Below are 12,255 nucleotides of genomic sequence, written 5' to 3'. Positions count from 1 at the left end.
TGGCGGCCATTGGCCGCCTTTTTTCATTACCACACCAGAGAGGGGAGCCACCGGCTCCCCTCTTTCACGTACGAGCGTTACGGTACCAGGGCCCAGGGGCCACCCTTGGTCGGATCGTCCCCCTGGGTCCACCACTTGGCCTGATAGATGGCCCCCTTATGGCTCACCTTGTTGCCGGCGGTGTAGACCTTGGTCGCCTCCCAGGCCGGAACGCCGCCGACGGGGGGATCGGTCGGGTCAGTCGGGGGAGGATCGAGCTTCTCTACCACTCTCACCTTGGGCCAGCTGGCATGAGAGCCGTAGAAGTTGGTCACGCACTTCTCGTAATCCCCCGGGACCAGGGCCGAGTAGGCGGTCTGAAACCCCACCAGCTCACACTCGAAGGAGTAGCCGCCCGGGCGATCCGGATAGTATTTCCAGTTGCCGTCCCAGTTGGTGTAGAGCACATCGGTGGCACCGTTGAGGTTGAGGCTGCCGTACGGAGTCTGCTGCCAGCAGGTGTTCTTCTCGTCAGGCAACAGGGGAATACCGTAGTGGGCGGCCAAGCCTTCCCAGTAGCGGATACGATTGACCGGCTGCCCCTTGTCCTTGTTGTGCTCACCGCACTCGATGCCACCGTTGATGATGTTGATGGTGGTGCCGAAGCCGTAGCCGATGCCGGCATCCAGTTCGCGCTGGGAGGGCTTCCAGGTACGGTCCACCACGTGCAGCATGGAGGGTTTGGGCGCCTGGGGGGTGAGGAAGAACCAGATGGCGGAGGCGAGGTTGAGCCAGGAGTCGGCTACCCGGCCCGGATCGTTGAGCAGCACGGTCGCATTGCCGTCGAACATGGCCTCGGAGAAGGCACCGTAGTTGAAGTGATAGGAGAGCTGCTTGGCGCCACGCCCGAAGTAACCCTGACCGGTGGCACAGGGCCACTTCTTGTTCTGCCAGTCGTTCTGACCGCAGCCCGTGGTGTAGCCACTCTGCCCTTCCGACCACCCCATCTCGCGCACGTGCACCAGTGCCTGTTGCCACTCCTCGAGCCCCTGCGGGTTGTCAGAGACATTGTCCTTGGCGATGTGACCGCCGGTCTCTTGAGCAAAGTGGGCAAACATGGTGACGATGGATTGTTTACAGATGGCGTCGGCGTTGCGCCCGTCTGTGTAGTCACCGCAGAAGGCGGGGAACTTGCCCACCGCCCGCAGGAAGCGCACATAGGTGTACTCGGGCGCCGCCATTTGGGTCAGGAACTCCCACTCTGAGGCGGGGAAGACCCGCTCGGCCCGTTTCACGTTATCCGGGTTGGAGACCAGCCCAGGCTCGATGGCATCAACCACCGTATTGGGACGGGTCGCGAGGGCCCTGGACCAGGTGGCGTACATGGGATTGGCAGTCTTGCCTTGCTCCGCCGCCTTGATATCGGCAGAGGAGACCAGATACCCCCCGGGATTCTGGGGGTCGGGCTGGATATTCATGGCATAGGCGGGCAGGGTACAGGCGGCCGCAACCAGCCAGGCGCAGCGGCTAGGTTTGATCATGGATAATTCCTTGTCGTTATGTTCTTGGCCCACCGAGCATAGGCAGAGGCGAGACTAAATTCACGACGAGAATTAAGATTGATGCCGATTTTGTGAGCGTCTTCACCTATTCATATGAAGCTGTGTTATCTGGCGCACAAAACCGTTCTATCCAACTGAAAATCCTTAATATTTACATCTTTCATCCGCCTTGAAACAAAAAAAGGGCCGGACATCATGCCCGACCCTTCTCTCACCCAAGGTCCGTCAGCCAAGCAGGCGCACCCGATAGCTCTTGCCCTTGATCTTGCCATCGCTCAGGCGCTTGAGCGCCGCCTTGGCCTGGGCACGTCGCACCGCCACATAGGAGAATTGATCCTGCACCTGGATCTTGCCCACCTGATCCCCAGGCAGACCGGTCTCGCCGGTCAGGGCGCCGAGAATATCCCCCGGGCGCAGCTTGTGCTTGCGACCGCCGCCGATGGAGATAGTCGCAAACTCGGGCGCCACCGGGCGCAGCTCGCTGCCGAGTGCCGCCAGATCCCCCTGTGGCATCGGGCTGCCGAGGTACTCTTCGATCAGAGTCACACGCTGGGCTTCGTTCGGCTGATACAAGGAGAGTGCCAGACCCTGCTGACCGGCACGACCGGTACGGCCGATGCGGTGCACGTGCACCTCGGGGTCATAGGTGAGCTCGTAGTTAATGACCGCGCCGAGCTCCTTGATATCGAGGCCACGGGCCGCCACATCGGTCGCCACCAGGATGGCGGCGCTGCCGTTGGCAAAGCGCACCAGCACCTGGTCGCGCTCACGCTGCTCGAGATCGCCGTTGAGGGTCAGGGCCGAGAAGCCGCGATTCACCAGGTAGTCGCTCACCTCGCCACAGGCGCGCTTGGTGTTGCAGAACACCACGCAGGAAGCAGGGCGGTAGTGGCTGAGCAGGCGGGCCAGCGCCTCGGGGCGAGTACCCGGCGCCACCTCGAACAGCTGCTGGGCGATGGCGGCGTCCTGGTGGATGGCCTCGACGCTCACCTCGACCGGGCTGCGCTGCACGCCACGGCTCATGCTGGCGATCTCTTCCGGATAGGTAGCCGAGAAGAGCAGGGTCTGGCGCTCGCGCGGGGCAAAGCGGATCACCTTATGGATATCCTCGCCAAAGCCCATGTCGAGCATGCGATCCGCCTCGTCCAGCACCAGGGTGGTGAGGGACTCCAGACGCAGGGTACCCTGCTCCAGGTGCTTGAGCACCCGGCCCGGGGTCCCGACGGCGATGTGGGCGCCAAAGCCCAGAGTGGCAGACTGGGGCGCGGTCGGCACGCCGCCACACAGGGTCACCAGCTTGACGTTGGGCATGGCACGCGCCAGACGGCGCAGCTCGCTCGCCACCTGATCGGCCAGCTCCCGGGTCGGGCAGAGCACCAGGGATTGCACCGACAACTGACCCACATCCAAACCGGCCAGCAGGCCCAAGCCAAAGGCGGCGGTCTTGCCACTACCGGTCTTGGCCTTGGCGAGCACATCCCTGCCGGCCAGCACCAACGGCAGGCTCTGGGCCTGGATCGGAGTCATCTCCTTGTAGCCGAGGGCATCGAGGTTATCTTGCAGGGCGGCAGGCAACCCCAGTTGGGCAAAGTCGGTGTGGTTCACGGCTGGCATCTCGCTGGACAAAAATAGGAGGGGCGCGGAGCATAGCAGACTTGGCGGGAAAACGCGCAGGTTTCCTGGTGACCGGTCCGACAGCGGATAAGCGAGCCCCCCGATGGCGCGGTTGCTTCGCAGCCCAAAGAGCGGATGGGTTCCTCGGCATGACGACACTGGATGTGGCCCAGGGAGCGCATCACTGCAACGGCGAAATGTAGTGGCATAGTGCATTTGGCCACCAGTGTACCGCCATCCAATCGCTCACTCCCCCAACCTCTGTGCCAATCCCGAATAACGCTCGGTCTTCTTGCGTACCGCCTGTGCCAGCAGGGCGCGATCGCCATAGAGATCGAGTCGCCCCTTGGCGCGGGTGATGCCGGTATAGACCAGCTCGCGGGTCAGCAGGGGGCTGGGAGCATCGGGCAGCACCAGCACAGTGTGGGCAAACTCCGAGCCCTGGGACTTGTGGATGGTCATGGCAAACACCGTCTCGTGGGGCGGCAGGCGGCTCGGCAGCAGGCTGCGCACGCCGCCGTCGGCCTGCTCGAACCACACCTTGAGGCGCCCCTCCTCGTCCGGCAGGCACAGGCCCATGTCGCCGTTGTAGAGGCCGATGCCGTGATCGTTTTGCACCACCATGACGGCGCGCCCGGCGTACCACTCCCCCTCCCTGGCAATCAGCCGTGCCCGGCCGAGCGCCGCCTCGATGCGATCGTTGAGCCCCTCGACCCCGAACGGCCCCTCGCGCAGGGCGCAGAGGATCTGAAAGCCGTTGAAGGCCTGGAATACCGCCTTGGGCTCCTGCCCCTCCTGCAATGCCGCCAGATAGGGGCGATAGCCTTCCACCGCCTGCTGGATCAGCGCCTCGTAGCGCTCGGCGCTCCAGGGGTGCAGGGCGATATCGGTAAAGCCCTCCCCCCACACCCGCTCGACGGCGGCCGGATCGCCGCCGTTGCAGGCGCGCGCCAGCCGGCCGATGCCGGAGCGCTCGTCAAAGCGCCAGCTCTTGGTGAGCAGGCAGAGGCTGTCGCGCAGCGGAGCCCCCGTCGCCGAGCCGCTGACCCGGTAGCCGCTCTGGGCCGACAGCCATTCGGCCTGGGGCTCGCTCACCCCCTGCGCCACGAAGCTGCAGATATCGGCGAGCACGGCACCGGCCTCGACCGAGGCGAGCTGATCCTTGTCGCCGAGCAGGATGAGGCGTGCCTTCGCCGGCAGGGCCTCGAGCAGGCGCGCCATCATGGGCAGGTCCACCATGGAGGCCTCATCCACCACCAGCACGTCCAGGTGCAGGGGGTTGCCGGCGTGGTGGCGGAACCGGGTACGCCCCGGGATCACCCCGAGCAGCCGGTGCAGGGTGCCCGCCTCGGTCGGGATGGCGCTCACCACCTCGGGGGAGAGCGGCAGATCCTGCAGGGCGGCGCCGATACTCTCGGTCAGGCGCGCCGCCGCCTTGCCGGTGGGGGCCACCAGCCGGATGGCGGGCGCCGCCCCGGCGCTCAGACCGGTTTCGACCAGGATGGCGAGCAGCTTGGCGACCGTGGTGGTCTTGCCGGTGCCGGGGCCACCCGAGATGACCGCGAAGGGGCGGCCGGCGGCGGTGGCGGCCGCGAGTTTCTGGCCGTTGCAGCAGGCCGACAGCGGGATAAGGGCATCGAGGGCGGCGAGATCGGCGCCGCTCTGGGCCGAGGCGAGCAAGCGCTCAATGTCGCCCCAGGCCAGTTCGGCCCCCTCGACCAGATCCAGGTACTTCTCGAGGAAGTGGCGTGCCGAGAAGGCCGGCGCGGTGCGAAGGGGCAGCAGCGCCGCAAACAGGCGCCCGTAGTCGCGGGCAAACAGGCGATCCAGCGCGGCACGAATGTCGGGAAACTCGGCCCGCGCCGAGAGGGCGCGCAGGCGCCCCGCCACCGAGCGCTCGAAGTCGTGGTAGCGGGTCAGGTAGAGCCGTTCGCGCCAGAGCACCAGCGGCGTGTGGGGGGTGTCGTGGCTACCATCCCCCACCAGGGGCGAGGCGGCCAGACGCACCGGCCACGCCTTTGCGGGGGCCAGCCCCTCGAGCAGGGCGGCGCGCTCGTCCCCATCCAGCCCGAACGGGCGTTCGATGGCAGCCAGGGGCAGGCAGATATGGCCACGGCCGAGCTCGAAGCAGGCCATGGCGGCGGCCAGCACCAGCTCCTGCTCGCCCCCCAGGCTCTCGATCAGGCGGGCAAACTGCACGTCGAGCTGGCGCACCCGGCCGGCGTCGGCCAGGGCACGCAGCCGGGTGAGCAGGGGGCTGTCGGTGGAGTGGATGGATGCGCTCATGCTGCCTCCTCGCCGGCAAAGAGTGAATCGAGGGCGCGCACCAGCGCAAGGGAGGGGGCGGCGTGGAAGACGCCGGCCTCGGGCATGCCGCGCAGGAAGAGATAGAAGACTCCGCCCAGGTGGCGGGCCGGGTCGTAATCGGGCAGGCGGTGGGCCAGCAGTCGGTGCAGCGCCAGGGTGTAGAGCTGGTACTGGAGATCGTAGTGGTGATCGAGCATGGCCTGCTCGAGGGCCGCGCCGGCGTAATCGAGGGGGCTATTGCCCAGCCAGTTGGACTTGTAGTCGAGCACGTACCAGCGCCCCTGCCACTCGAACACCAGATCGATAAAGCCCTTGAGCATGCCCTGCACGCTCTGAAAACCGAGGGGCTTGCCGCGCGCCGAGAGGGGATCGTGGGCCTTTCGCACCGCATCGAGCCCCTCTGCCGTCACCCGCCCCATGGGCAGGAAGAACTCGAGCTCGGCCTGATGGTGCGCCATCTCCCCCAGGCGCAGCCCGGGCAGCAGCTCGGTGCCGAGCACGGCGGCCAGGTGCGCGGTCAGCACATCACTCCACTCGGGGTCGAACCCGTCGCGCTCGAGCAGGGCCGCCACCCTGGGGGCCACCTCGCCGTGGCTGGCGGGGTCGCGCGCCAGCGCGAAGGGGATCTCCTCAAACAGGGTGTGCAGCAGGGTGCCGGGCCGGGCGCCGCGCGGGAAGGTGAAGATGGAGCGCTCAGGCGCCGCCTCTTCGCCGCGCTCGCGGGCCACCTCGGCATCGAACCCCGGGGTCGCCAGCACGCCCCGGTCGTGGTGGCTGCCGGAGGTCGAGAGCGCCGAGTAGGAGCTGACCCACCAGTCGCGCTCGATGCGACCGCCGAAGCGGCGCACCCGGGGCGCAGACGCTTCCCCATGCTCGTCGACCAGCGGGGCCGGGCGGGTGAGTGACGGCTCACCGACCACCACCCCCGGCACCTCCCGCGCCAGGGCGGCCAGGGCCTCGGCCATGAGCTCGGCCTCCCCCTCCTCGCCCCGTTGCAGCAGGTAGCCGATGGCGGTCTTGTGCAGGTCGGTCTTGCTGGACTTGCCCGCCCCCGAGCGCACCGGCGCCAGCCCCAGCCAGGTGGCGTAGACGCCCCGGGTCAGGGCCACGTAGAGCAGGCGAAGATCTTCGGCCAGCCGCTCGCGCTCGGCCTGCTCCAGCGCCTTAGCAGAGCGGGTGAGATCGAGCAGGGTGCGGCTCTCCTCGTGATAGAGGGGGGTGTCGCTCTCGCGGTGGGAACAGATAAACGGCAGGAACACCAGCGGGTATTCGAGCCCCTTGGACTTGTGGATGGTGACGATCTGCACCAGTTTGCGCTCGGACTCGAGGCGCAGCACCTGCTCCTCGGCCTGGCCGCCATCCCGGGTCGCCTCGGCCAGCCAGCGCAGCAGGGCATACTCGCCATCGAGCTCGCCCGCCGCCTGCTCCAGCAGCTCGGCCAGGTGCAGATAGTTGGTCAGGCGCCGCTCGCCGAACGGGCCGGCGAGCAAGCTGGCGGCCAGCTGGCGCCGGTGCAACAGGGCGCGCAGCATGGCCAGCACGCCGACCCGGCGCCACTGGCGGCGGTAGTCGGTGAACTCCTGCACCGTGGCTTCCCACAGCTTCTCGTCGCGGCTGAAGGCGTCCAGCGCCTTGGCGTCGAGGTCAAACAGGGAGGTGGCGAGCGCCGCGCGCAGGGCCCGCTCGTCGCTCGGGTGCAGGCAGGCGTGCAGGATCAGCAGGATCTCGCGTGCCTCCGTGCTCTCGAGCACGCTTTCGCGGTTGGAGAGATAGACAGAGGCGATGCCGAGCGCCGAGAGGGCCTGCTGCATCACCCGCCCCTCGCTGCCGGTGCGCACCAGCACGGCGATGTCGCCGGCACGCAGGGGCGCGTCGCCGATCGAGGCCTCCCCCTGGCGCGCCAGGGTCAGCAGCCGGTGGATCTCCGCCGCCGTGGCGTTCGCCATGCGCGACTGATAGCTCCCCTTGTTGATGGTGGGGTCCTGCCCCAGCCACCAGCAGCACAGGGCCGGCGCCTCGGCCCCCGCCAGCGTCAGGCACTTGCTCTTGCCCTGGGCCTCTACCGGCAGGAAGGGGATGTCATCGTCATAGATGAAGGGGGCACGGGCGCGCTCGAACAGGGCGTTGACCGCCCCCACCAGGGGCCGACTCGAGCGCCAGTTACGCCCCAGGGTGTAGTGACTGCTCACTGCCCGGCGCGCCTGGATATAGGTGAAGATGTCGGCGCCGCGAAAGCCGTAGATGGCCTGCTTGGGGTCGCCGATCATCAGCAGGGCTGTCTCCTCCTGCCCGCCGTAGAGGGAGCGGAAGATGCGGTACTGCTGGGGGTCGGTATCCTGGAATTCGTCGATCATGGCCACCCGGTAGGTGGCACGGATGCGATCGCGCAGCCGCTCTCCCAGAGGCGAGGCAAGCGCCCGGTCGAGATCCCCCAGCAAGTCAGAGAACGAGAGCTGATAGGCCTCGCGCTTGGCGCGCCCCATGCGCCTGTGCACCTCGCGGGCGGCCCGCTGCAACACCAGATCGTCGATGGCGGGGGGGCGGGTCACCAGCGCCTCGATGGCGTCAAACAGCGGCAGACCGGGGGCATCCCCCCCCGTCTTGAGGTGCTCGAGCAGGGTCGAGCGGGCGAAGCGGGCCAGGGGCTCGGGCAGGGCGTAGCCGTGCTCGTCGCTGTGGGCCCACTGGCCAATCTTCTCGAGCCAGCCCTCGTAGTTCTTGCCGGTGTAGCGGCTCACCACCCCCTCGGTCTGGGCGCGGATGGCATCGAGGTGCTCGCGCCACTGGGCCTTCACCGCCGCCACACGGGCCATCTCCCGCTCGTGGCGATCGAACAGGGTCTCATCCCCCACGGGGGGCAGGATCTCGAGCTCGGGGTTGTCGAGCCAGCCGTTGATGGCGGCGAGCAGCTCCGCCGGGCTCTTCCAGTGTTTACGCAGGGCGCGGGCCAGGGACTCCCCGGCCGGATAGAAGTCGGCGCGCCAGTAATCGCTCACCGCCTGCAACTTGAGCTGGCTGTCGTCGGTGAGAAACTCGGTCTCGAACAGGGCGCCCGACTCGAAGGCGTTGCTCTTGAGCATCCGCTGGCAAAAGCCGTGGATGGTGAAGACCGCCGCCTCATCCATCTGCCGCTCGGCGGCGAGCAGCAGGCGCGCCGCCTGCTGGTGATCCGGCACCTCGTCGAGCAGCTGGGCCAGCAAAGGGTCGCCGCTTTGCCCGCGCAGGAAGGCCAGGCGCGCCTCGTGGATGCGGGCGCGAATACGGCCGCGCAGCTCGGCGGTGGCGGCCTCGGTGAAGGTCACTACCAGAATCTCGGTCACGCTCAAAGGCCGGGCGTGGGCGGTGACCCACCCCTCTTCATCCGCCGGGCCGTGGCCGAGCAAGAGGCGCAGATAGAGGCCGGCGATGGTGTAGGTCTTGCCGGTGCCGGCGGAGGCTTCGATCAGGCGCTCGCCAAACAGGGGAAAGCGCAGGGTTTCCAGGGTGCGGGACATCAGTCGAACTCCTCCAGCGCCTGATACAGGGGTTGCAGATGGGTGCGCGCGAGCGCCACAAGCTGGCTCATCAAGGCCTCGTCCAGGGCGGGGAAGCAGCGCCGGATGTAGGGGTCCTCCCCCTCCCCCGTGAGCTGCCACCCCCCTTCGAAGCTGGTGCGGGCGGCGCGCTGGGCCTTCTCCTCGTCACCGCTCTTCGCCTGCTCGGCCAGCCAGCTCCAGGCGCTCTTGGGAAAGAGCGGCAGCGGACGGCGCAGCCCCACCACCCAGTCATCGACCAGGGCGAGCAGGTGGCTGCGGGCCACCTCGGGTGCGAGCACGGGCAGTCGCCAGCTCTTGGTCCCGTCGAGCAGCAGGGTCTCACCCGCAGAGCGCGAGAGACACAGGCACAGATGCCTGAGCCAGCCTTGCAACCAGTCGCGGCCGTGGAAGCTGCCGGGTTTGACGATGAGTTGATTGCCCTGCTCGGTGTCGAGCCAGCCGAGCAGCCGCCCCTGGGGCAGGGGGATGTCGATCTCCACCGGCGTTTTTTCCGATCGCAGGGGGCGCACCCGCTCGGCGAGCCCGGCCATCTTGTCATCGAGCTCATCGAGCAGCAGGGGGCCAAACCAGCTCTGGGGCAGCTGGCCGGCCAGGCGCAGCCGCTCGCGCAGGCGCGCCGTTCCCCCTTCCTCCAGGTGGGCGGCCAGCAGCCGATCCTTGAGCTGGTAGTTCTCCAGCCCATCGAGGGCGAAGGGCTCGCTCTCTTCGAGCCGAGTGTCATCCAGCTCGAACCACACCTTGAGGCGGCGGTTGAGGAAATAACGCGCCGGGTTGCGGTAGAAGCGCAGCAGCTCGGCCAGCTCCAGCTCGCCCCCCTCCATCTCGGGGGGCAGGGGCAGATCGCCGCTCTGGAAGTTGCGCGCTCCGGCTCTCGGGGTCAGCGCCGGCAGCCAGTCGGCGGCGTAGGTAAAGAGGCGCTCGTCGCTTGGGAAGAAGTAGTCGCGGCTGTAGGGGGTGAGCGGGTGGGCCGTCACCAGAGCCTGCAACAGGCGCTGGCCCGATTCGTCGTCGGGCAGCGCTTCGTCACCGGCCAGCACGAAGCCCTGGCGCAGGTAGTCGAGCAGCTCGGCCAGCAGCACGGAGGGCTCGCGCTCGCTGTTGTCCTGCACGTTGAAGCCCTGATAGCTGATGTAGAGGCCGTCCTGGGCGCTCAAGAGCGCCTCGAGGAAGAGGTAACGGTCGTCATCGCGGCGGGATCGGTCCCCGCGCCGGCCGGCCAGGGCCATCAGATCGAATCCCATGGGCGGCAGGGTTCGCGGGTAGACGCCGTCGTTCATGCCGAGCAGGCAGACCTGGCGAAACGGGATGGAGCGCATCGGCATCAGGGTGCAGAAGTTGACCTGGCCGGCGAGGAAGCGCTGGCTCGAGCGCTGGGCGGCCAGGGCCTGGCCGAGCACGTCTTGCAGCAGCGCCGGCGTCACCGGCTCGTCGAAGCGCACCTCGCCGAGGGCCTGTTGCCAATCGGCGATGGCGTCGCGCACCAGCTGGATGTGGCGCTCCTCGTCTTCGTCAGGCTCGTAGCAGGCCCCCAGCAGGGCGTGCAGCAGCCGGTTCCACTCGGGCAGAGAGCGGGACGCGTCGAGCAGCGGCAGGAAGTGGGCCAGGGTGTCGACGAAGGCGGCGAGCTTGCCGAGCGTCACCCCCTGCTGACCCTCGATCTCGGCGTAGGGGAGGATGCCGGCCACCGGCTCCCCCTCCCCCATGGCGTAGCCGAGCAGCATGCGGCGCAGGCCAAACAGCCAGGAGTTGCCCGACAGGGCCGGCAGGTCGAAGCGCTCCGGGTAGGCATCGTCGAGCCCCCAGCGGATGCCGCTCTCCTGCACCCAGACCCGCAGGGTGTCGAACTCCTCCACCGTCAGGGCGAAGCGGCGCAGCACCGCCGGCACCTCGAGCAGGGCGAGCAGCTCGCCCGCCCCGAAGCGCTGGCGCGGCAGGCGCAGCAGCGCCAGGAAGCTTTGCAGCAGCGGGCTCTCCTGGCTGGCGGCCCGATCCGAGATGGAGAAGGGGATCTGGCCACGGGCGCCGAACACCGCCTGGATGAAGGGGGCGTAGCCGGCCACGTCCGGCATCATCACCACCACCTGTTTCGGGGTCAGGGTCGGGTCGCCCTCGAACAGATCGAGCAGGCGATCGTGCAGCACCTCGAGCTCGCGCACGGGACTGTGGCAGGCGTGGATCTGCAGGCTGCGATCGCCAGGCAGCAGCGCCGTCTTGTGGTGGCTCGCATCGGGGTTGTCGAACACGGCGCCTCGATCGCGCTGCTCCAGCACATCGGATTGCAACCGATGCAGCAGGGTGTCTTCGGCCATGTCGACGAAGGCCTCCACCTCCGGCGGCTCCAGCCCCATCAGGTGGTGCAGGTAGTCGCGCCCGAGCTTGCCCATGGAGGCGAGCAGGGGATTGGTCTCCCCTTGCAGGGTCTCAAGATCCGTGCCGGGGCGCAGGCGCCGCTCGAGACGGGCCATGGTCTTGCGATCGAGCAGGTCCCCCCAGTAGTAGCGGCAGGGGTTGGTGACAAACAGGTGCACCTCGATGCGCTCACCGAGCACCCGCAGCGCCTCCACATAGCCGGGGGGCAGGGCCGAGATGCCGAACACGAAGACCCGCTTGGGCAGCTTGCCCGGCAGAGGGGCGCCGCCCTGCAGCGCCTGAATAAAGGATTCGAACAGGTTCGCTCTGTGATAGCCGCTGTCGGCCAGTTGCAGGGTGCGGGCCACCAGCTCGCGCCACAGCACGGGCTGCCAATCCTGACCGGTCACCTCGCCGAGCTCCTCGGGCAATCCCTCACCGCGCTCCCAGCGCTCGATCCAGTCGGGGCGGTAGACCAGATACTGGTCGAACAGGTCCGCGACCTTCTGGCACAGCTGCCACAGTCGCACCTGCTCGGGGGCCTCCCCCTCAGGCGACAGGTAGCCGCGCAGGGGGGCGAAGTCGGGCCGCTCGAGCAGGGTCGGCAGAATCATCATCAGCTGCCAGCTCATGCTCGGCTTGTTGTAGGGGCTACGCGCCGGCACGTCCCCCAGCACCTCGATAAACATCTGCCAGATGAAGCTGGCGGGCAGGGGAAAGTCGATGTTGGCGGCGATACCGAAGGCACTGGCCAGCTCGAGCTTGAGCCACTGGGCCATGCCGGGGCTCTGGACCAGGATCTGCTCGCGCTCGAACGGATCGGTCAGCGGGTCGCGGCGCACCAGTTCCACCAGCAGGGCCTTGAGCACGTCGAGCTGGTTGGAGTGATAGAGAGTGAACATGGACAA

At 67.8% G+C, this 12,255-nt stretch carries 5 protein-coding genes; all 5 read right to left on the bottom strand.

Annotation, left to right across the window (positions count from 1 at the left end):
• Nucleotides 1–77 precede the first annotated feature (77 nt).
• Entirely contained in the window at nucleotides 78–1,520 is a 1,443-nt protein-coding gene (locus AB5Y48_RS17130; protein ID WP_368165246.1) for a chitinase, read from the bottom strand.
• Nucleotides 1,521–1,766: 246 nt separating this feature from the next.
• Nucleotides 1,767–3,155, bottom strand: coding sequence for an ATP-dependent RNA helicase DbpA (dbpA, locus tag AB5Y48_RS17125; protein ID WP_136612744.1), 1,389 nt, complete (start codon nucleotides 3,153–3,155; stop codon nucleotides 1,767–1,769).
• A gap of 246 nt (nucleotides 3,156–3,401) precedes the next feature.
• Nucleotides 3,402–5,441: an exodeoxyribonuclease V subunit alpha gene (gene recD / locus AB5Y48_RS17120; RefSeq protein WP_368165244.1), complete on the bottom strand. Its 2,040-nt coding sequence runs from the start codon at nucleotides 5,439–5,441 to the stop codon at nucleotides 3,402–3,404.
• A complete protein-coding gene (gene recB / locus AB5Y48_RS17115) occupies nucleotides 5,438–8,956 on the bottom strand; it encodes an exodeoxyribonuclease V subunit beta (RefSeq protein ID WP_368165242.1) in 3,519 nt (1,172 codons plus the stop codon). Before recB ends, recD begins: the two co-directional genes overlap by 4 nt.
• On the bottom strand, nucleotides 8,956–12,249 hold the full coding sequence (recC, locus tag AB5Y48_RS17110) for an exodeoxyribonuclease V subunit gamma (RefSeq protein WP_368165240.1): 3,294 nt from the start codon (nucleotides 12,247–12,249) through the stop codon (nucleotides 8,956–8,958). The genes recB and recC overlap by 1 nt, the downstream gene beginning before the upstream one ends.
• Between the last annotated feature and the right edge of the window lie 6 nt (nucleotides 12,250–12,255).

Origin of the sequence: Aeromonas sp. R6-2, assembly GCF_040908155.1 — a bacterium.
In the GTDB taxonomy this organism is placed as follows: domain Bacteria; phylum Pseudomonadota; class Gammaproteobacteria; order Enterobacterales; family Aeromonadaceae; genus Aeromonas; species Aeromonas schubertii.
Note: the sequence above shows the minus strand (reverse complement) of the source record. Positions and strands in the feature narration are given on the sequence as shown.

Coding starts and splice junctions, on each gene's coding strand:
- AB5Y48_RS17130 (WP_368165246.1), bottom strand. CDS start 1,520: ATGATCAAACCTAGCCGCTGCGCCTGGCTGGTTGCGGCCGCCTGTACC.
- dbpA (WP_136612744.1), bottom strand. CDS start 3,155: ATGCCAGCCGTGAACCACACCGACTTTGCCCAACTGGGGTTGCCTGCC.
- recD (WP_368165244.1), bottom strand. CDS start 5,441: ATGAGCGCATCCATCCACTCCACCGACAGCCCCCTGCTCACCCGGCTG.
- recB (WP_368165242.1), bottom strand. CDS start 8,956: ATGTCCCGCACCCTGGAAACCCTGCGCTTTCCCCTGTTTGGCGAGCGC.
- recC (WP_368165240.1), bottom strand. CDS start 12,249: ATGTTCACTCTCTATCACTCCAACCAGCTCGACGTGCTCAAGGCCCTG.